The following is a 21,573-nucleotide window of genomic DNA, read 5'->3' as shown; positions in this document are numbered from 1 at the left end:
TCAGTTCCTCGGCACTGTGTCTGATGTTCGCTCCGCAAGCTCCGCGAAGTGGCAGGCGCTGAGACGGCCCGGGGCGATCTCGCGCAGCGCAGGCACCTCGGTCCGGCATCGGTCCTCCGCGCGCGGACAGCGCGGATTGAACGGACACCCGGCCGGGCGGTCGAACGGATTGGCCGGGCTGCCCGGCAGCGGGTCGGCGATCGCCGACTCGACGTGCACCGATGGAACGCTGCGCACCAGGGCGTCGGTGTAGGGATGCAGCGGCCGGTTGAGGACCGCCTTGGCACCGCCGCGCTCGCAGACCCGGCCCGCGTACATGACGACGAGGTCGTCGGCGACGTGCGACATCACCCGCAGGTCGTGGCTGACCAGCAACATGGACAGGTGGTCCTCGTCGCGGAGGCGGCCCAGCAGGTCGAGGATCCGGGCTTGCACGGTGACGTCGAGCGCCGTCGTCGGTTCGTCGGCCAGGATGAACCTCGGCCCGCCGGCGAGCGCCAGGGCGATCATCGCGCGCTGACGCATCCCGCCGGAGAACTCGTGCGGGTAGGCGCGCACGCGATTTGCGGCGTCCGGAATTCCGACATGCTCGAGGAGGTCCGCGGCTCGCTCCCGCGCCTGGCTCCTGGACAGCCCTCGGCTCCGCAGGATCTCGCCGACCTGGTCACCGATGGTCATCGTCGGGTTGAGCGCGGTCGACGGGTCCTGGAACACGACCGAGATCTCGGTCCCCCTGACCTGCCTGATCCGCGCGCGGCCGGCCGTGAGCAGGTCCTCGTCGCCCAGGAGCACCTGCCCGCTGACCACAGCCGTCTCCGGGACCAGGCCGACCATAGCCATCGCCGTCAGCGACTTGCCGCTGCCGGACTCGCCGATCAGGCCGGTCGTGCGCCCTTCCACCATGTCGAAGGAGACGCCGTCGACGACGTCGGCCATGCCCCGCGGGCCGGGCAGCGTGATCCTCAGCTCCCTGACCCGGAGGGTCCCGGCGGACCGGGACCCCGCCGGGACACGGCCGGACATCACTGCCGTCGTGCTCGTCGACCCGGGGTGCCTGTCACTCATCAACCGAGACCGTGTCGAATCGCGGCAACCCCTCACCGTCGGGTTCGAAGCCGGACACCGACGTCCGAGTGGCGAAGAGGTTCTTCACGAACATCGGGTACATGCCCACGGCCTCGGTCCAGATCAGTTCCGTCGCCTCGGCGTAGGCGGCCTCCCGCTCGGCAGGATCGACGGAGGTACCGGCCCGCCGCAGCATCTCGTCCAGCTCCGGGTTGCAGTAGCCGGTCCGCTCCGCGGCGCAGGTGTAGAGCCGGCCGAGGTTGTACGAGGCGTCCAACCCGAGCGTGCCGACCTGCTGGATGTTGATGTCCCAGTTCAGGGCCAGCAGGTCCTCGGTGTAGACGGCCTGCTCCTTCTCCAGCGCCTCGACCTTGACACCGATCGCGGCCAGATCGGACACGACCGAGTCCACCCATTGCCGGAACTGCGTCTGGGAGAAGTGGAAGCGCAACGTTGTGTCGAAGTCGAACCCGGCGTCGATCAGCGCCTGCCTCGCCGCCTCGGGGTCGTAGACCACCGGCTCCTGCGGCGCGTAGCCGAACACCGTGGGGGCGATGACGGAGTCCGCGGGCTCGCCGCTCTCCGGATAGAGGGCGTCGATCTTCTTGTCGAAGTCGACGGCCTGCCACAGCGCCCGCCGCACCTCGGCCTTCTCCAGCGCCGGCGTGGAGGCGTTCATCCACATCGTGAGGACGCCGGAACCGACCGCGGAGACGACCTCGACCTCCGTGTTGCCGCCCAGCTGCGCCACCTGGTCGTCGGAGATGCCCCAGATCACGTCGAGCTCGCCGGTCTCCAGGGCGGTGACCCTCGCCGCGACCTCGGGGATCGACCGGATGGTGAGCTGGTCGACGCTCGGTTGCTCCCCCCAGTAGTTCTCGTTGGGGACCATGACGAGGTCGCCACCAGGCGTGAACGACTCCACCTTGAACGGGCCGGAGGTGACCGGTGTGCCCAGGTAGCTGTCTTCGGTGGCGCTGGCCGGGGTGATCATGAGTCCGGTCAGCTTGGCCGGAAGAGCCGGGTCGGGCTCGGCCGTCGTGAACGTCACCGTGGTGTCGGTCGCCGCGACGCTGACGTTGACGAAGTTCGCGGAGAACGGGCTGTCGGACGCGACGGTGCGCTCGAACGACGCGGCCACGTCCTGCCCCGTGATCGGCGAGCCGTCGGAGAAGGTGATCCCCTCGCGCAACGTGAAGGTGAACTCCGTCGCGGTGTCGTTGATCTCCCAGCTCTCCGCGGCGGCCGGGTCGAACTCGCCCGGTCCGATCGTCTGCAGCAGCGGGCTGTACAGCTGGATCGACGCGACACGGGTGCCGCCGTCGATGGCCAGGGGCCCGTTCGGGTCGATGGACTCGGTGGGGAACTGACCGGCGACGGCGATCTCGCCACCACCTGCTTCACCACCACCGCCTTCGGTGGAGTCGTCGTCGCCGCCGCAGGCCGCGGCTGCGAGCAGACCGAGAAGTGCGGTCGCCATCATGGCGGAGTGTCGTAGGGATCTCATTGCCTTGCTCCTCACTGAGCTGCGTTCGACTGTGTGTGTGATGCACCTGCTGACGTCTCGTCATCGCCTTCGGCCGAAGTAACGGGTGAGTCGATCTCCGGTGAAGCCCACGCAGATGACGAGCAGCGCGAGCGCGATTCCAGGGATGGCGGAGATCCACCAAGCGCTGGCGAGGTACTCCTTTCCGGCGGCGATGGTCTGCCCCCAGGACACCGACGCCGACGGCAGGCCGAGCCCGAGGAAGCTCAGCGAAGCTTCAGCCAGAATGGCGCCGGCGAACTCGGTGGTCGCCAGGGCGAACGTGGGCCCGGCGATGAACGGCAGGATGTGCCGCGCGATGATGCGTCGGCGCCGCACGCCCATCACCGTCGCCGACTTGACCCAGTCGCGCTCCCGCAGAGACATGGCCATCGACCGCGAGAGACGGGCGAAGCCGATCCAGTTGGTCACGCTCAGCGCGATGACGACGATGGCGAGGCTTCGGTCGAACACACCGGCGATGACGATGGCCAGCAGGATGCCGGGGAAGGCGAGCAGGACGTCGATGACGCGTGACGCCACGAGGTCGGTCGTGCCGCCCCGATACCCCGCGACCGTACCGACCGCCAGCCCGACCAAAGCGCTGATCAGGACCACGAGCGTGCCGATGAACACCGACGTGCGGGCGCCGTAGACGACCTGGCCGAACAGGTCGCGGCCGAGTGCGTCGGTGCCGAACAGGGCCGTGCCGCCGTCGCTGAGCACCGAGCCGGGCGGCAGGAGCCGGTCGTCGAGCTCTCCGCCAACCGGGGAGTAGTCGATGAACAGCGGGCCGATGATCGCCGCGACGACGTACAGGCCGAAGACCACGATCGGGAGGGCGGCGACCACGCGGCGCACCCTGGTGCGGCGGGCCCGCGCCGGCGCCAGCGGCGCCGGCGGCGCCGGGTTCTGCACCAGCCCCATCGTCGTCATGACGCCACCCCCGCTCGGATGCGCGGATCCAGCCGGGCGTTGAGGACGTCGGCGAGCAGGTTCATCGTCACCACGACGATCGCCAGGAGCACGGTCGTGCCTTGGACGATGGCGTAGTCGCGGTTGCCGACCGCGCCGACGAGGAGCGACCCCACCCCTTCCCACGCGAAGACCTGCTCGACGATCACCGCGCCGCCCATCAAGGTGCCGATGTGCAAGGACACGATGGCCACCACGGGGATCACCGAGTTGCGCAGGGCGTGCCGGCTCAGCACGAGCCGCTCGGGCAGCCCCTTCGACCGTGCCGTCATGATGTACGGCTCCGCGGTCACCTCCGCGACGCTGCTGCGCGTGATCCGGGCGACCAGCGCCGTGAACGGGATCGCGAGGGTGACCGCCGGCAGCACCAGATGTTGAAGGTCGCCGGACCCCGCGCTCGGCAGGAGCCGCAGTGTCAGCGCCATCAGCAGGATCAGCATGATGCCCGACCAGAACGACGGGATCGCCTGCATGACCAGGGTGATGCCGGAGATCGCGCGGTCGGCGAGCTTTCCCGGCGCACGACCGGCCAGGATCCCCAGGAGCAGACCGATCGTCAGCGCCACCACGGTCGCGGTGCCCGCGAGCAGGACGGTCGCGGGGAATCGATCGAGGATGACCGTCGTCGCCGAGTCGCGGAAGCGGTACGACTCGCCGAAGTCGCCGGTGAGCGCCGAGCCCAGGTAGTCCAGGTACTGCACCAGCATCGGCCGGTTGAGTCCGAGCTCCTCGCGCAACGCGGACACGTCGGCCGCGGTCGCATCCGGCCCGAGCTGCACGGTGGCCTGGTCGCCGGGTGCGAGCCGCAGGATCACGAACGTGAGGCTCACGGCTCCCCACACGGTGAAGATCATGAGGCCGAGCCGGCGGATGAGTTGCGGCAGCATCGCTGCGGTCCCTCCTCTCTCGATCGAGGCGATCCTTCTGGTGTCGTCAGCCCTTGAGGGCGAGGTGAACGAGCACGGTGGCCGGCCGTTCCGGCGTCGCGCCGGCGAAGGCCAGCCGGAGCCAGCCACCGAAGTTCGCCAGGTCGATGGCGACGATCTGCTCGTCCGCCGCCACCACGGAGGGACGGCCGCGGTCGACCCAGTGCAGTCCGTCAGGCGAGATCTGCGCCTGGACCGACAGGTCCGGGTGGTCTCCTTCGACCTGGACGAAGAAGACCGCCTCCCCGGCCCAGCCCGCCTCGTACGGGTGGGTGGTGTGGCCGGCGGTGATCTCGAGACGACGTTCGATGACAGAGGTGGCAAAGGTGCGCACTGAGCAGGGCCTTCCGAGTCGATCTACGGTGGGCTGTGGTCATTCCGTCGAGTACACGACGGAATCGAGGAAGAGATTCACGCTGCGATTCGTGTCGGTCTCGACGAAGAAGATCGGGTTGATCAGGTTCGTGATGCTCTTGTACGGCGTGACGAGCGTCGGCGTCAGACCGCGCAGATCGAACGTCCGGTCCATGCTCTGCAACTCGACGTACTCGCGACGCTGGAAGTCGATGAGCAGACGGAAGTACAGCCAGTTGAGCTTGTCCGGGCTCTCGTTGTAGAGCAGGTCCTGCTCGCCGTCGGGTACCCACTGGAAGGCGTCGGCCGAGCCGTCGGCATGGCGGCGGCCGTACCAGAGGTTGTCGACCCCGGGGCGCTGCCAGCCGTCCTCACGCCCGTAGCACCAGTCCTTCTTGGTCACTCCGTCGGCGACCTTCCAGTACTGCCACTTCTTGGTGAGCTCGCCGTTGACGGAGTTCACGTAGCGCACGCCGGGCATCCAGCGGTACTCGTGGTCCTGCAGGTCGAAGTAGAAGCCGAACGCCCGCAGATCCTCCTCACCGAATCCCAGCCGGTCCTGCTGCGGGGTGTAGGCGTAGAACGCCTCGATCTGGATGTAGCGCATGTTCGGGTCGAAGTTGGAGAGACGCTTCAGCGCGACCCCCATGCTCCCGTCGGCCGGCTTCTCCTCGTAGCGGTTGGCGACCGGCTTGGTGTTCAGCTTCAGCGAGTAGGTGCCCTCCATCGACCCGTGGGTGGCGGCGAAGCGCATCGGCGCCGCGCTGATCATCGAGGGTGCCCAGCTGGCGAGGTCCACCTCGGACGGGTAGTGCCGGTAGTCGTCGTTGACGAAGTTCGGCGTCAGGTCCAGCCAGCCGTTGAAGCCACGATCGAAGTCGTCGTACGTGACGACGTTGCGCAACGGCTTGTACTTCTCCAGGCCGCGCTCGTAGTGAATGACCTTCTGCACCGTGCCTCCGTGGCGGTAGTGATGGTTTCGCGGGTTCATGGATCGGGCGCGGTCAGGCGCTGCTCCGCGGGACGAGCGAGATCGCGTCGATCTGGAAGGCATGCGAGTCGCCGTCGGGACCCGGCCCGGCCGCGCGGAACGCGACACGCACCGGCCGGCCCGCGCGGACCGGGATGATCCCGAGATCGACATCGAGGAACGGGTCGGCGCCCGAGGTGGCCACGACGCCGCCACGCGGCCGCCCGTCGACCTCGACCACCACGTCGGCGCCGCCTGGTGTCGCGTCCGGCCTGCGGAAGCGGCAGCGGAGGAGGTGGGGACGGGAGGCCGCCGGGACGATGGTCACGGCGTGGGCGTCGTCCGGTGCGTCGGCGGGGACATGTGTCACGGCCGAGCCGCCGGCGGCCGGCTCGATGATCATCGGCGCCCGCGGGACGGTGGTCTCCGCACGGAGACCTTCCACCTGGTACGTATGAAGGAAGCCGACAGGTCCGCCATCCACGTCGTCGCGACCTTGGGTGAGCCAGGCGAGGTCGAACCGAGCCGCGACGACGTCGAGCGTCTCCACTCCGGACCCGCCGAGCCTGCTGTAGAGGACGAGCAACATGTCGTCGTCGAGCCAGACGACATCGGAGTAGCCGGCCCGGGCGTCGTCGATCACACGGCCCCACGACCACGACTCCGCGCCGTCGTGGCTGAGCCGCGCGTACAACGTGTCCCGCCCGGTGCCCCTGACCGGGCTGGTGTACACGACGCGCTCGACGCCGTTGCGGTCCACCCGGGTGGCCAGGCCGGCGGCGATGCCCGCATGCGGAGCGATGTTCGTCTCGACCGCGGCATCGGTGAACGTGCGGCCGCCGTCGCGGCTTCGCGCGACGGCACGGCTGGTGTTGCTCACGCCGCTCGCGAGCCTCGAGTTCACGATCACCTCGCCCGTGGCGAGCTGGGCGATCCGCGCCTCGTCCAGCCCCAGGCCCGCGGGGTCGGGCACGATGCCGCCCCAGGCCCAGGTCCGGCCTCCGTCGTCGCTGTAGACGACGCTCACGCTGTAGTCGCGGTCGGCGGCGGGCAGGTCGATCGACCGGCGGTGCCAGACCTCGACCAGGAGGCGGCCGTCGGCGAGCTGGATGCCGCGGCCCGGCCCGGGCAGGTGGAACGTCCACCCGCGCTCGTTCCCCTCGAACAGGTCCGTGACCTCGATCGGGTCGCTCCAGCTGCGGCCGTCGTCGGCCGACGCGCGCCGGAACACCCGCGAGGATCGGCCCGCCGCGTTCAGGGCGTAGAAGACGGTGATCCGGCCGGTGCGCAGGTCGACAACGGGCGTCGGGTTCGCCCACGCCCCGCCGTGGTGATCCTCGATGAACGTCGTGGGCCCCCAGGTCCGGCCGCCGTCGGTGCTGCGGCGCAGGACCAGGTCCTTCGGCCCGTCGTCGGCGCTCGTCCCGACCCGCGCCTCGCTGAGGGCCAGCACCGTCCCGGCCGGTGTCACGTCCACGGCGTGGACGCGGAAGTCGACCCAGCCGTTCTCGCCACGCGACCACAACGTCGTCGGCTCGAGCCCGCCGCCGGCGCCGGCCGCACGGACCGGGCGGGCGGCGGCCGGTGCGGTCGCCGTCACCAGGGCGACGGCCGCGCCGAGCCCGGCGCCGATCGCGTGGCGCCTGGTGATCGGCATCGGTGTGGCCGAGCGCGCGGTCATGTCGGCCCTTCCGCGTCACCGCGGGGCGCCGCCACCGAGTCGCCCGGGACCGGAACGCAGTCCAGGTACAGGTGCCGCTTGGCGCCGTCCTCGTCGTCGAGGAGTTCCAGCAGCAGACGGACGGCTTCCCGGCCCATCTGCTCGCGCGGGATGGTGAACCTCGTCCAGTCGCGCTCCGTGGCGTGGACCAGGGGCGGGTCCCCCAGCAGCACCACCGAGAGGTCGCCCGGGATATCGATGCCCGCCTCCGTGGACGCGAGCTCCACGGCGGCGATCGCGCTGTCGTCCTGGCTGGGCTCCACCAGTACGGCGGTGACCCCCTCCGCCCGCCAGCGCCGGAGATCAGCACCGGTGAGCCTGGCGTCCTCGCCGATCACGTGGAAGAGGATCTGATCGTCAGCGATGCCGGCCTCGTCGAGACCCTGGCGGAAGCCGGTCTCGCGGTCCTGGGTCCACTCCTTGTCGTCGGCCGCCTTCAGATAGGCGATCCGGCGGTGCCCGAGCTCCGCCAGCGACAGCACCACCTCGCGGGTCGCACCCACGTAATCGGCCGCGACGTAGGAGAACTCCTCGCCGGGCACGTCGCGTCGGCCGATGAACACGAACGGAAAGTCTTCGCGGAGAAGTGCCGCCAAGTCGTCCTCGCGCAGATGACGTCCGAGAAGGACGCAGCCATCCGCCAGCTTGAGCTGGTTGACGCCATCGGCGAAAACCCGGCGCTCGGCTCCCGCCGTCACAGCACTGAACAGCAGCAGGTTATAGCCGCACTCGGCGGTCGATTCTTCGATGCCGAGGAGGAAGGGGAAGTAGAAATCGCGCTGATTCACGGGGAAGACCGGCTCGAAGGTGAAGACACCGAGCATCCGATTGCGCCCGCCCTTGAGATTGCGCGCCGAGGCGTTCACCGAGTAGCCGAGCTCGGCGGCCGCCTCGAGCACCGCTCGGCGCTTCTCCTCGGCCACGTCCGCGATCGCCGGTGCGCCGTTGATGACCACCGAGACGGTGGACTGCGACACACCTGCCCGACGAGCGATGTCCATCTGCGTCGGTCGCCGTCGCTGCGCTGCCAAGGCCCCTCCTCCGTCACCCCGATACGTATCGACCAGGTTGGACGGAGATGTTACGCACGGATTTCCTGGGCCGTCAAGGGCTTCGTGGCGTCGATCGGAGACCTCCACACGCAGGAATCGCGCGATGTCGCAGATCACGGCCAGGCTCCCCCGCGCAGACGAGCGGCGGCGGCCCCGGTAGCGGTCCCCTACCCGTCAGGGCTCGTTGTCGACCGATCCGGATCATGCCCGCCGAGTCGCCTCATTTTCTCGGCGAACGCGACGGAGTTATCGTGGTGAACAGTGGTATCGCCGGCGCCATGAGCGTGATCGTCATCGTGGAAATTCTGCGGCCGAATCCGGCCGGATAAACGGCCGATCTATCAGGACCGGATCGAAGAGAACCTGGCGCCGGCCCGAGTTCCTCAGACCTCTCGAAGACGGCCCTCATCGCCATCTAGGCAATACTCGACGAGCACAGCCAAACACCTGGCCGACTTCGCAGCACACGCGAGCGATCGCCGCAGTGAAGCGCCCGGACGCTCGCCTTCATCCGCTACGTGGCGAACTGCTCGCGGCCGGCCGTGGCCACCTGGATACAGGCCGGCGGCGCCGGACTGCGGGAGACGTCGATCGGGAGTTCCGTCGGGCCCCTCACGCCTGTACCACCCCTTGACCGCTCCGCTGTGAGCGTTCACAATGGGTCGCCGTAGCCCGGATCCGGGTCAACTTCACACATCTCGATACTCAGCCGTTCCGGCTCAGCATTGTCGAACCGGTTCGACGATCTGAAGCCCGCACGGCGGCGAGGAGGGCAGCCAGCACCCCGAGGGACCCATCGGCATCAATGCACGCGACGAGTCAGGAGCAGCAACGATGGTGCTTTCCAGATCCACCCGAGTGCGCGCCGCCGCGGCATCGGCCGCGCTCGCGACACTGGGCGCCGGTCTCACCGCGGGCGGCTTCGCGGGGCCGGCGGCGGCCGCCGAGCTTCCGGCGCCCCTGGCCCACTACGAGTTCGACGCCGACGACGTGACCAGCGGCGTCGTCACCGATTCCAGCGGCAATGGCCTGGACGCGGCGCTGGTGAACGGCGCCAGCGCGTCGCTGGTCGACGGGGCCGACGGCAGCGCCGCGATCGATCTTCCCGGCGGGGCGCCCACCTCGACCGGCGCGTACGTCCGGCTGCCCCGGCAGCTTCTCGACGGCGCCACCGACCTCACGGTGTCGACGCGGATCCGGTGGGACGGCACGCCGTCGTCCTGGCAGTGGATCTACGCGCTCGGCACGAACACCACCCGGTACCTGTTCAGCACGCCGTACAACGGCGATGGCCGCCTGCGCACCGCCGTGACCACCGGCGGTGGCGGCGCGGAGGCGCAGGTCACGGGCTCCGCCGCACTGCCGGCCAACGCCTGGAAGACCCTGACGGTCACGCTCGACACCGCGGCGGACCGGGTCACCACCTACCTCGACGGGGTCGCGGTCGGCTCCGCGACCACGACCATCGGCGCCGGCGATCTGCTGGCCGCGAGCGCGACCTCGGCGGGCTTCATCGGCCGCTCGTTCTATCAGGACCCGCTGTTCGACGGCGCCGTCGACGACTTCCGCGTCTACCGCGCGGCACTCACCCCTGAGCAGGTCGCCGCGGACTTCGGCGGCACGCTGCCCACGCCGACCGGCATCGCGCAGGAGTCGTTCGACCTGCGCACCACGATCGGCACGGCGCCGAGCCTGCCGCGGACCGTCCCGGCGACGTTCACCGACGGCTACTCCCGCGCGATCCCGGTGACCTGGGCCGACGTCGATCCGGCCGACTACGCCCAGCGCGGCACGTTCACCGTCACCGGCACCGCCGGCACGTGGACGGTCACCGCCACCGTCACCGTCGTCCGCGAGGGCGAGCTGATCATCGACCTCGCCGAGGACACCGGCCCGTTCCACGGCGGCGCCTCCGGCACGCTCTACGGGCTCTACGGCCAGGACGTCCCGACGAACAACCTGATCGAGGGCATGAAGCTGCGCACCGTCTCGACCAAGGCGCAGGACGGCCCGCAGCACCCCGGCGCCGACGCACTGGAGGTCGTGAAGCCGCTGGCCGACAGCACCGACGGCGACGTGTACATCTACATGACCGACATCCACCGGGGCTTCCCCTACGAGTGGCCCGGCAGCACCCCCGAGCAGAAGCTGGACCTGTACGTCGAGAAGATCGAGAAGCAGGTCGACCAGGTGCTCCAGCTCCCCGAGGAGTACCAGGACAACATCGTCTTCGTGCCGTTCAACGAGCCCGAGGGCAACATGTTCGGCACCGGCCAGTGGAGCTACAACCGGGTCAGCTGGCGCACCGACCCGACGCACTACTTCGCCGCCTGGGACGAGATCCACCGGCTGATCAAAGGCAAGCTGCCCGACGCGCGCATCGCCGGTCCCAACACCAGCGTGCTGTACAACGAGGTCATCGGCTTCATGGAGCACACCATCGAGGCCGGCACCGTCCCCGACGTCGTCACCTGGCACGAGCTCAGCCACCCGGAGCAGGTGCGCACCAGCGTCGCCCGCTACCGCCAGTGGGAGCGGGAGTTCTTCGCCGGGACGCAGTACGAGGGCACCGAGCTGCCGATCAACGTCAACGAGTACGCGTTCAACTACCACACGTCGGTGCCGGGCCAGATGATCCAGTGGATCTCGGCCATCGAGGAGTCCAAGGTCGACGCCGACGTCGCCTACTGGAACATCGACGGCAACCTGTCCGACTCCGCCGTCCAGGCCAACCGGGCGAACGGCCAGTGGTGGCTGTTCAACGCCTACGCCGCGATGACGGGCCACACGGTCGAGGTCCGGCCGCCGTTCCCCGGCCAGAACTACACCCTGCAGGGCGTGGCCACCCTGGACGAGGAGAAGTCGCAGGCCAGGGCGCTGTTCGGCGGCTCCGACGGCAGCGGGTTCATCGAGTTCCGGAACGTGCCGGACGACCTCGGCGACAGCGTGCACGCCTGGATCCGGGAGATCCCGTGGACCGGTCAGATCGGTGACTCCGCGCAGCCGCGGATCGTCGACGAGCGAGTCGTGGAGGTGAGCGACGACGGCACCGTCGCCTTCGACTTCGGCGGCGACCTGCCGGAGCTGGCGGAGTCGTCGGCCTACGAGATCGTGCTCACCCCGGCCGGCGACGGCGAGCCGACCGCCGTCACGCCGAACCTCTGGGAGCAGACCTACGAAGCCGAGGACGCCGCGCACACCGGCTCCGGCTACAGCCGCAACGGCCCGGAAGGGTCGCCGTCGGACGTGTCGAAGTTCTACACCTCCGGCGGGTACGACGTCGGCGGCCTGCGGACCGGCTCGGACGTCACGCTGGACTTCACCGTCGACGTCCCGCAGGACGGCACCTACGACCTCGGCGTCTTCGCCAACTCGCTGAACACCTACGCGGCCGTGGAGGAGCAAGGGCCGACGAACGTGTTCCTGCGGGTCGACGGCGCCGCCGAGCAGGAGCTCTTCCTGCCGCTGGGCTACAAGTGGGTCGTCTGGGACCACGCCGACACGACGGTGGAGCTGACCGCCGGCACGCACACGATCACGCTGGCCGCGCGGAGCCTGGACGGCGCCGGCGCCGGCGCGACGAAGGGCGACGCGATCGTCGACCGCATCCACCTCTCGCTCCCCAACCCCGACGCGACCAGCGACTCCTATGAGGCCGAGCTGGCCGACCTCGACGGGGCGAGCACCGTCTACGACGACCCGCGGCTGGAACGGCGCGGCGCGTCCGGGGCCGGCGGCGCCGAGATCCAGCCCGGCGACACCGCGACCTTCTGGGTCTACTCGGCCGGCGACGCCGAGGCCACCCTGCGGCTGCACACACTGGGCGGCGGGGTCGCCGACCTGGCGGTCAACGGCCGCGACGTGCTGCGCGTCGGGCCGGCGACGTCCGCCGTCGCCGTCTCACTGTCCGGCGGGATCAACAAGATCACCGTCACCGGCGTCACCGGTGCCGCGCTCGTCGACCGGCTCGAGGTCGTCCAGGCGACCGGCACGCTCGCGGAGCAGGTCTACGAGGCCGAGGACGCGACGACCGCCGGCGCCGCCGAAGCGGCGGAGTTCTCGCTGGCCAGCGGCGGCGTCGCCGTCACCGGCGTCGGCGGCGCCCCGGGCAACGGCAACACGCTGACGTTCGAGGTGACGGCGCCCGCCGCCGGCACGTACGCGATGCGGGTGCGCTACTCCAACCCGGAGCAGTCGGTCGCCTCGCACTACAACCCCGACCCGCTCGCCCGCCGCGCCGATCTCACGATCAACGGGCAGGACGCGGGCAGCGCGCTGTTCCCGCACTCGTTCCACCAGAACAACTTCTGGGACCTCACCGTGCAGGTGGAGTTGCGGAAGGGGGACAACACGATCACGTTCGCGTCGGAGGAACAGCCGAACTTCGACGGCGTGACCTACGCGTCCGACACCTGGCCGGGCATCCTGCTGCGTTCGCAGTACGCCCCGGTGATCGACAAGATCACGGTCGCACCGCTCAACGGAACCCGGCTGCGGTGAGCGCGATGACGGCCGACTGAACGACGCGGGCGGCCGGCGCGCCGAGCCCGGCCGCCCGCTGTCGAACCAGGAGAATCGTCGAACCGGTTCGCCCAATCTGATGGCACAGTAGGAGGAACACGTGGTCACGATCGGCGACGTCGCGCGGGCGGCCGGGGTCTCCCGCAGCACGGCCTCGTACGCCCTGTCCGGCAAGCGGGCGATCTCCGCCGAGGTCCGGCAGCGGGTCAACGACGCCGTGCTCCGGCTCGGCTACACGCCGAACGCCGGCGCCCGCGCGCTGGCGACGTCGCAGACGATGGTGATCGGGCTGCTGGCCCAGTTCCTCGAGGACGAGTTCGCGCCGGCGATGTTGGAGTACATGCTCGGCGTCTCCGACACCGCGCGCGAGCTCGGCTACGACACCCTGCTGGTCACCGACGGCGACGGCGCCAGCGCGCTGCGGCGCATCACCGACTCGCGCATGGTCGACGGGCTGGTGCTGCTCAACGTGGCTCAGGACGACGTCCGCCTACCCGTGCTGCGCGCCGCACCCCAGCCGGGCGCGCTGGTCGGGCTGCCCGGCGACTGCTCCGGGCTGGACGTGTTCGACCTGGACTTCGAGGAGGCCGGCCGGATGATGGTCGACCACATGCACCGGCTGGGCCACCGCGAGCTCATCCTCGTCTCCCAGCCCGAGCACGTCGTCGAGCGCGGCGGCGCCTACGTCTGGCGGCTCCAGGACGCCGCCCTCCAGCAGGCCCGGCTGCGCGGCGTCACCCTGCACGCGGTGTTCGGCGAGTCGCGGCAGCCCGCCGTCGGCCGCTCGCTGCACGGCCTGCTGGACACCTACCCGGACGCGACCGGGCTGCTGCTCAACAACGAGGCCGCCGCCGCGGCGCTCCCCACCGTCCTGCACGAGCGCGGCCTCACCGCGCCGGACGACCTGTCCGTCATCGGCCGGTACTCCGACGAGTTCGCCCGGGTCTTCTCCCTGCCGTACTCGTCGATCGAGAGCGCGCCGGACCGGCTCGGGCGGATGGCCGTGCGCCAGCTGGTGCGCCGCATCGAGTCCGAGACCGGCCGGGCCGAGCCCTACGTCGTCCGCTTCGTCGCACCGGAGCTCGTCGACCGTAAGAGCACGGCCGCCCCCAGAACGTGATGCATCGATCCAAGGAGGAAACGCAGTGAAGCGTCTACCGAAGCCGGCCCGCGCCCAGTTGATCCGATGGGGCGCGGCCGGGTCCGCCATCGTCATCGTCACCGCCCTGGCGGCCTGCTCGTCGTCCGACGACGACGGCGGCGACAACACCGAGGCGTCGAACGACACCTACACCTGGTGGGATCCGTACCCCCAGCACGACGACGCCTCCGACTGGGCGCAGCGGGTCGCGGCCTGCGGCGACGAGGCCGGCGTCACCATCGAGCGCACCGCCTACGACACGACGGCACTGACCAACCAGGCGCTGCTGTCCGCGCAGGAGGGCACCGCGCCGGACATCATCCTGCTCGACAACCCGGCCGTCTCGACGCTGGCCGACACGGGCATGCTCACGACGATGGAGGAGTTCGGCTTCGACACCTCCGCGATCGACGAGAACCTGCTGGCCGCCGGCGTCGTCGACGGCGACGCCTACGGCATCCCGATCGGTGCCAACACGCTGGCCATCTACTACAACCAGCAGGTCCTCGACGCCGCCGGCGTCGACCCCGCCTCGATCACCGACTGGGCCTCGCTCACCGCGGCGCTGCAGCAGGTGACCGGCGCGGGCCACAAGGGCATCACGTTCGCCGCCATCGGCACGGAGGAGGGCTCCTTCCAGTTCCTGCCGTGGTTCTGGGGCGCCGGCGCCGACCTGCGCGACCTGGACTCGGCCGAGGCCGTCGAGGCGCTGGGGCTGTGGACCGGCTGGCTGGAGGCCGGGTACGCGCCGAACTCGGTGATCACCAACTCGCAGAACACCACCTGGGAGGAGTTCCTGACCGGCGAGTTCGCGTTCGCGGTGAACGGCACCTGGCAGGTCAACAGCGCGGCCGAGGCCGGGTTCCCGACCGGCATCGTCCAGATCCCGGGCGTCGGCGGCGGCGCGGCGCCCACGCCGACCGGCGGCGAGTTCATCACCGCCCCGGTCCAGGACGACGAGGCCCGCTACGACGTCACCACGCAGATCGTCGAGTGCATGACCACCCCCGAAGGCCTGGTCGAGACGGCGAACACGTTCGCCTACTACATCCCGCCGACGGCGGAGGGCCAGGACGCGCTGCTGGCGGAGAACGAGAGCCTGCAGCCGTGGGTCGACGCCGTCCGCACCGCGAAGGGTCGCACCAGCGACGACCTCGGCACCGACTACCCGCTGATCTCCGAGGCGCTCTGGACGGCGGTCCAGAACGCGTTGAGCGGCTCGATGAGCCCGGAGGACGCGCTCGCCGAGGCGCAGGCGAACGCGGAGTCGGCGACCGAGTGACGTCATGCCTTCGACCGTGAACGGCGCCCCGGTGGTGGTGGGGGCCGCGGCACCCGCCACCACCAGGAGCGCTCCGCCACGCCGGCGGCGGATGTCCTCCACCCGGTGGGCGGCGCTGGCGTTCCTGGCGCCGCTGCTGGCCTACCTGGCGATCTTCTACGCCTACCCGCTGTACCGGAACGTCGAGCTCAGCCTGCACGACTACACCCCGCGGGCGTTCGTCCAGGGCAACGCCGAGTTCCTCGGCCTGGCCAACTACGCCGACGTCATCGCGTCGAGCACGTTCGGCCCGGCGCTGCGCAACACGGCCCTGTTCACCCTGGTGTCGATCGTGGCGCAGTACGCGATCGGGCTGGCGCTGGCCGTGTTCTTCCACCACCACTTCCGGCTGTCGGGCCTGCTGCGGGCGATGTTCCTGGTGCCGTGGCTGCTGCCGCTGATCGTCTCCGCCTCGACCTGGTCGTGGATGCTCAACAGCGAGAACGGCATCGTCAACTCGGTGCTGGAGGCGTTCGGCATCGGCCAGATCAACTGGCTGACGTCGCCGGACTCGGCCCTGTGGTCGGTGATCGTCGCCAACATCTGGCTGGGCATCCCGTTCAACCTGGTGATCCTCTACGCCGGGCTGCAGAACATCTCCGGCGACCTCTACGAGGCGGCGGCGCTGGACGGCGCCAACGCGTGGCAGCGGTTCTGGCGGGTGACCTTCCCGCTGCTGCGGCCGGTGTCGGCGATCACGCTGCTGCTGGGCCTGATCTACACGCTCAAAGTGGTCGACGTCATCTGGATCATGACCACCGGCGGGCCCGGACACGCCTCGCTCACGCTGGCCGTGTGGTCGTACCGCGAGGCGTTCGGGACCGGGCAACCGGACTTCTCCCCCGCCGCGGCCGTGGGCAACCTGCTCATCGTCATCGCGCTGGCCGCGGGCTTCGTCTACCTGTACCTCCAGCGCCGGGAGGAGCGGTCATGAAGCCACGCCGCACCTGGTGGAAGACCGCAGTCGGCCTCGTCCTGACCGCGATCATGCTCTTCCCGGTCTACTGGATGATCAACGTGTCGCTGACGAGGACCGGCGACATGCGGGCCGACCCGCCGCACTGGTTCCCGTGGGCGCCGACGTTCGAGGGCTACGCCGACGTGTTCAGCGACCAGCTCCCCGCGCTGGGCACCAGCATCCTCGTCGGGCTGGGCTGCGTCGCCCTGACGCTGCTGATCTCGGCGCCCGCCGGGTTCGCCCTCGCGCAGCTCCGGCCGCGCGGAGCGGGCGCCCTCGGCTTCCTGCTGCTGGTCGCGCAGATGATCCCGAGCGTCGTCATGGCGATGGGCTTCTACGCGATCTACGTGCGGCTGGGCTGGCTGAACACGGTCTGGGGCCTGATCATCGCCGACTCCACCATCGCGGTGCCGTTCGGCGTCCTGCTCTTCACCGCGTTCATGGCCGGCATCCCGCGCGAGCTCACGCAGGCGGCCAAGGTCGACGGCGCCGGCACCTGGCGGACGTTCCGGTCGGTCGTGTTGCCGGTGAGCCGCAACTCGGTGCTCACGGTGTCGCTGTTCGCGTTCCTGTGGGCGTGGTCGGACTTCATCTTCGCCTCCACGCTGGACCGCAACGGCGACCAGATCCCGATCACGCTGGGCATCTACGCCTACATCGGCAACAACACCACTCAGTGGAACTCCATCATGGCGACCGCCGTGGTCGCCTCCGTTCCGGCCGCGGTGCTGCTCGTCGTCGCGCAGCGCTACGTGGCCGGCGGCGTGACGGCCGGCGCCGTCAAGGACTGAATCCGAGGACGCACATCCATGGTGACCTTCCACCCGTCCCCCACCATGCTGGAGATCCGGCACCGCCACGAGGTGCTGACGATCGAGGCGTGGGGCCGCGACAGCGTGCGCGTGCGCGCGGCGCAGTATCGCATCCCGGCCGAGAGCCACGGCGCGCTCGACGAGCCGCCCAAGGCCGACCCCCCGGTGATCACGGCCGGCGGCGACGGCGCCCGGCTCGTGCACGGCGAGCTCACCGTCGACGTCCGGTTCGACCGGTCCGCCGCGTATCCCGAGCCGCTGCTGACGTTCACCCGCACCAGCACCGGCACGGAGCTGCTGGCCGAGGTCCGGGAGCACTTCTGGATGCCCGGCGCCCGGTACTTCCGCGGCAACCGCAGCGGCGCCTACGAGATCCACCAGCGGTTCGCCGCCTACCCCGGCGAGAAGCTGTTCGGCCTGGGCCAGCGCACCCACGGCCGGCTCGACCTCAAGGGCCTGGCCCTTGACCTCGTGCAGCGCAACGGCGAGGTGTCGATCCCTTTCGTGCTCTCCGACCGCGGCTACGGCCTGCTGTGGAACGTCCCCGCTGTGGGCCGGGTCGAGTTCGCCGACAACGCGACCCGCTGGCAGGCGGGGCAGGCGCGCGAGATCGACTACTGGGTCACGGCGGCGCCGACGCCGGCGCAGATCCTCGCCCGCTACGCCGACGCCACCGGCCACGTGCCCGAGCTGCCGGGGTGGGCCAGCGGGTTCTGGCAGTCCAAGCTGCGCTACCGAACCCAGGACGAGCTGCTCGCCGTCGCCCGCGAGCACCGCCGACGGGGGCTGCCGCTCTCGGTCATCGTCGCCGACTACTTCCACTGGTCCGCGATGGGCGACTACCGGTTCGACCCGGACGAGTGGCCCGACCCGGCGGCCATGGTGGCCGAGTTGCGCGACCTCGGCGTCGAGCTGATGGTGTCGATCTGGCCGACGGTGTCGCCGCTGTCGGAGAACTTCGCCGAGTTCCGGGACCGCGGCCTGCTGGTCGGCGCCGACCAGGGCGTCGAGGCGCACCAGACGATCCAGGACAAGGGCATGGCGACGCCGATGCCGGTGACGTTCTACGACCCGACGAACCCGGCCACCCGCGAGTACGTCTGGGACCTGGTGCGGCGCAACTACCTCGACCTCGGGATCCGGGTGTTCTGGCTCGACGCGTCCGAGCCCGAGCTGAACCCGCCGCACCCCGCGAACCTCACGCTGCACGCCGGCCCCGGCGCGGAGGTCGCGCCGATCTACCCGCGCGACAACGCCCGGCTGTTCGCCGACGGCATGGCGGCCGCGGGCGCGGAGCCGACGGTGCTGCTGTCGCGCTCGGCCTGGGCGGGCGCGCAGCGCTACGGCGCCGCCGTCTGGTCCGGCGACATCCCGGCGACGTGGGAGTCGCTGCGCGTGCAGGTGCGGGCCGGGCTGTCGATCGCGATGTCCGGCATCCCTTGGTGGACCACCGACATCGGCGGCTTCCACGGCGGCGACGCCCGCGACCCGGCGTACCGCGAGCTGATGGTCCGCTGGTTCCAGTTCGGCGTCTTCTGCCCGCTGTTCCGCCTGCACGGCGACCGTGAGCCGCGCACGCCGACGTCGTACGCGCAGACCGGCGGCCCCAACGAGGTCTGGTCGTACGGCGAACAGGCCTACGAGATCATCTCCGGGCTGCTGCACCTGCGCGAGCGGCTGCGCCCGTACATCCACGAGCAGATGCGGGTGGCCGCGGAGACCGGGCTGCCCCCGATGCGTCCGCTGTTCGTGGACCATCCCGGCGATCCACGCGCATGGGAGATCGAGGACGAGTTCCAGTTCGGTCCCGACATCCTCGTCGCGCCGGTCACGTCGCCGGGCGCGCGCTCGCGCGAGGTGTACCTGCCCGCCGGGACGTCGTGGGTCGACGCAGCCATTGGCGTCGTCGTCGAGGGCGGGACGACGGTGACCGCGGCCGCGCCGCTGGAGCGGATCCCGGTGTTCACCCGCGAGGGCAGCGACGTCCCGCTCCGGCCCGAGGGAACCGAGTGACCGCGCCGACCACCGGCGTGGACCGCGCGAGTGGGCGGCCGGTCGTGCCGGTCCGGGGTGCGCAACGGCCGCTCGGCCAGGCCGAGGTCCGCGTGACGGGCGGTTTCTGGGCCGGGCTGCAGGCCACCAACGCCTGCGCGACGCTGGAGCACTGCGAGTCGTGGATGGAGCGGCTGGGCTGGCTGGCCAACTTCGACCGCGTCGCCGCCGGCACGTCCGGGTCGGACCGGCCGGGCTGGTCGTTCTCCGACTCGGAGGTGTACAAGCTCATCGAGGCCGCCGCGTGGGAGTTCGGGCGCACCGGCGACGCCGCCGCCGACGCGATGGTGCGCCGGCTCACCGCCCGCATCGCGCCGGCGCAGGACGCCGACGGCTACCTCAACACCTGCTACGGACACCGTGGGCGGCCGCCGAGGTACAGCGACCTGGAGACCGGCCACGAGCTGTACAACACCGGGCACCTCCTGCAGGCCGCCGTCGCGCGGCTGCGCACCACCGGCCCGGACGAGCTGGTCGACGTCGCCCGCCGCGCCGCCGACCACGTCTGCGCGACGTTCGGGACCGCCGGACTGTGCGGGCACCCGGAGATCGAGGTGGGCCTGGCCGAGCTCGGCCGGGCGCTCGGTGTGCCCCGCTACGTCGAGCAGGCCCGGCTGTTCCTGGACCGGCGCGGCCACGGCACGCTGCGCGACATCCCGCTCGGTCGCGCCTACTTCCAGGACGATGTGCCGGTTCGCGAGGCGACCGCCTTCCGCGGCCACGCCGTCCGCGCGCTCTACCTGTCCGCCGCCGCGGTCGACGTCGGGGTCGAGTTCGGCGACGACGCGCTGGTCGGCGCCGTCGCCCGGCAGTGGGACCACACCGTCGAACGGCGCACCTACCTCACCGGCGGGATGGGCTCGCGGCACCAGGACGAGGGCTTCGGCGAGGACTGGGAGCTGCCGGCCGACCGTGCCTACTGCGAGTCCTGCGCCGGCGTCGCGTCGATCATGGTGTCGTGGCGGCTGTACCTCGCCATCGGCGACGTGAAGTACGCCGACCTGATCGAGCGCACCTTCTACAACGTCGTCGCCACCTCGCCGCGCTCCGACGGCCGCGCGTTCTTCTACGCCAACCCGCTGCACCAGCGCACCCCCGGCGGCGTGAGCGACGACGACGCCGTCAGCCCGCGCGCCGAGAGCGGCACCCGGGCCGCCTGGTTCGACGTCTCCTGCTGCCCGACGAACGTGGCCCGCACGCTCGCGTCGTGGCAGGCGTACGCGGCCTCGGCCGGGCCGCGCGAGCTGACCCTGCTGCAGTACGCCCCGGCCCGCGTCACGACCACACTGGACGACGGCGGCGCACTGGCGATCGACGTCGACACCGCCTACCCGGCCGACGGAACCGTGACGATCCGCGTCGCCGAAGCCCCCGCCCACGCCGTGGCGCTGCGGCTGCGCGTGCCGTCGTGGGCCGGCGGTGCGGTGCTCAGCGAAGGCGGCCGCACCCGGGCCGTCACGCCCGGCTTCGCCGTCGTCGACCGGCCTCTCGTGCCGGGCGAGGAGATCCGGCTCGTCCTGCCGACGACGCCCCGGTTCACCTGGCCCGACCGCCGCATCGACGCCGTCCGCGGCTGCGTCGCCGTCGAACGCGGGCCGCTGGTGCTGTGCGCGGAGTCCGTCGACCTGCCGGCCGGCACGACGATGGACGACCTGGAGATCGACCCGTCCGTGCCGCCGGCCCAGCTGGCCGGCCACCGAGTCACCGTGCGGACCACCGACGGAACCGACGTGGTCCTGGTGCCGTACCACCAGTGGGCCGAACGCGGGCCGACGACCATGCGGATCTGGCTACCAGCAGGTCGGCCTATCGGACCCAGTGATCGGGACAGCGTGCCTCCTGTGAGCTGACGGTCCACTGATGCCTGTGCCGGGATGGCACCTGCCGGCCGTCGAGGTGCTGGGTATCGAGGGCGCCCGGCAGGGCGCTCAGCGAGCGCGCGGCGTGGCTGAGGACTCACGGCCAGGAGCCCACCCCGAAATGACAACAGCCGAACCCACAACCGAGGGTTCGACTGTCGCCGATGTCTTGAGACATCACAGCCTGGACGCAGCACGGTTCGAACCTGCGACCCCTGTCGGGGAAGCGCAACTCCCACGGTGAGACGATGCAGCGCCCAGTGAGGCGCGCCGCGCGCCGGGCGAGGTCCTCCTGGTCGGGCGAGCCAGGCGGGCCCCCGCC

At 70.7% G+C, this 21,573-nt stretch carries 16 protein-coding genes; 8 read left to right on the top strand and 8 right to left on the bottom strand.

Features of this window, described 5'->3' with window-relative positions:
• Genes C1I92_RS14570 through C1I92_RS14535 form a run of 8 tightly spaced genes read right to left on the bottom strand, consistent with a single transcriptional unit; the run spans nt 1 to nt 8,566 of the window.
• Entirely contained in the window at nt 1-1,023 is a 1,023-nt protein-coding gene (locus C1I92_RS14570; protein ID WP_111255382.1) for an ABC transporter ATP-binding protein, read from the bottom strand.
• A 34-nt stretch (nt 1,024-1,057) separates the two neighbouring features.
• Entirely contained in the window at nt 1,058-2,572 is a 1,515-nt protein-coding gene (locus C1I92_RS14565; protein ID WP_111255381.1) for an ABC transporter substrate-binding protein, read from the bottom strand.
• 60 nt (nt 2,573-2,632) lie between these two features.
• Nucleotides 2,633-3,526: an ABC transporter permease gene (locus C1I92_RS14560; protein WP_111255380.1), complete on the bottom strand. Its 894-nt coding sequence runs from the start codon at nt 3,524-3,526 to the stop codon at nt 2,633-2,635.
• On the bottom strand, nt 3,523-4,452 hold the full coding sequence (locus tag C1I92_RS14555; protein ID WP_111255379.1) for an ABC transporter permease: 930 nt from the start codon (nt 4,450-4,452) through the stop codon (nt 3,523-3,525). Before C1I92_RS14555 ends, C1I92_RS14560 begins: the two co-directional genes overlap by 4 nt.
• 46 nt (nt 4,453-4,498) lie before the next feature.
• Entirely contained in the window at nt 4,499-4,825 is a 327-nt protein-coding gene (locus C1I92_RS14550; protein ID WP_111255378.1) for a DUF6385 domain-containing protein, read from the bottom strand.
• Nucleotides 4,826-4,864: 39 nt separating this feature from the next.
• Nucleotides 4,865-5,797 carry a DUF6772 family protein gene (locus C1I92_RS14545; RefSeq protein WP_111255377.1) on the bottom strand — a complete coding sequence of 311 codons (933 nt, stop codon included), beginning with the start codon at nt 5,795-5,797 and terminating at the stop codon, nt 4,865-4,867.
• A gap of 52 nt (nt 5,798-5,849) precedes the next feature.
• Nucleotides 5,850-7,496 carry a sialidase family protein gene (locus C1I92_RS14540; RefSeq protein WP_111255376.1) on the bottom strand — a complete coding sequence of 549 codons (1,647 nt, stop codon included), beginning with the start codon at nt 7,494-7,496 and terminating at the stop codon, nt 5,850-5,852.
• A complete protein-coding gene (locus tag C1I92_RS14535) occupies nt 7,493-8,566 on the bottom strand; it encodes a LacI family DNA-binding transcriptional regulator (RefSeq protein WP_111255375.1) in 1,074 nt (357 codons plus the stop codon). The genes C1I92_RS14540 and C1I92_RS14535 overlap by 4 nt, the downstream gene beginning before the upstream one ends.
• A gap of 224 nt (nt 8,567-8,790) precedes the next feature.
• Here C1I92_RS14535 and C1I92_RS35295 point away from each other — a divergent pair, with 224 nt between their 5' ends.
• The 8 genes from C1I92_RS35295 to C1I92_RS14500 all read left to right on the top strand — a co-directional run bounded on the left by C1I92_RS35295 (nt 8,791) and on the right by C1I92_RS14500 (nt 21,242).
• Nucleotides 8,791-8,916: a hypothetical protein gene (locus C1I92_RS35295; protein WP_267896749.1), complete on the top strand. Its 126-nt coding sequence runs from the start codon at nt 8,791-8,793 to the stop codon at nt 8,914-8,916.
• Between the two features lie 505 nt (nt 8,917-9,421).
• Nucleotides 9,422-13,087, top strand: coding sequence for a LamG-like jellyroll fold domain-containing protein (locus C1I92_RS14530; protein WP_111255374.1), 3,666 nt, complete (start codon nt 9,422-9,424; stop codon nt 13,085-13,087).
• A 121-nt stretch (nt 13,088-13,208) separates the two neighbouring features.
• Nucleotides 13,209-14,228, top strand: coding sequence for a LacI family DNA-binding transcriptional regulator (locus C1I92_RS14525; RefSeq protein ID WP_111255373.1), 1,020 nt, complete (start codon nt 13,209-13,211; stop codon nt 14,226-14,228).
• A 25-nt stretch (nt 14,229-14,253) separates the two neighbouring features.
• Nucleotides 14,254-15,531, top strand: a complete 1,278-nt coding sequence (locus C1I92_RS14520; protein WP_111255372.1) for a sugar ABC transporter substrate-binding protein — start codon at nt 14,254-14,256, stop codon at nt 15,529-15,531.
• Between the two features lie 4 nt (nt 15,532-15,535).
• Nucleotides 15,536-16,504, top strand: a complete 969-nt coding sequence (locus C1I92_RS14515; protein ID WP_111255371.1) for a carbohydrate ABC transporter permease — start codon at nt 15,536-15,538, stop codon at nt 16,502-16,504.
• On the top strand, nt 16,501-17,319 hold the full coding sequence (locus C1I92_RS14510; protein WP_111255370.1) for a carbohydrate ABC transporter permease: 819 nt from the start codon (nt 16,501-16,503) through the stop codon (nt 17,317-17,319). Before C1I92_RS14515 ends, C1I92_RS14510 begins: the two co-directional genes overlap by 4 nt.
• 18 nt (nt 17,320-17,337) lie before the next feature.
• The gene (locus C1I92_RS14505) at nt 17,338-19,353 is read left to right on the top strand and encodes a glycoside hydrolase family 31 protein (protein ID WP_111255369.1); all 2,016 of its coding nucleotides are present in this window, start codon (nt 17,338-17,340) and stop codon (nt 19,351-19,353) included.
• A complete protein-coding gene (locus C1I92_RS14500) occupies nt 19,350-21,242 on the top strand; it encodes a glycoside hydrolase family 127 protein (protein WP_111255368.1) in 1,893 nt (630 codons plus the stop codon). Before C1I92_RS14505 ends, C1I92_RS14500 begins: the two co-directional genes overlap by 4 nt.
• Nucleotides 21,243-21,573: the final 331 nt, after the last annotated feature.

It is taken from the genome of Jiangella anatolica (genome assembly GCF_003236295.1).
Taxonomy (GTDB): Bacteria; Actinomycetota; Actinomycetes; order Jiangellales; family Jiangellaceae; genus Jiangella; species Jiangella anatolica.
Note: the sequence above shows the minus strand (reverse complement) of the source record. Positions and strands in the feature narration are given on the sequence as shown.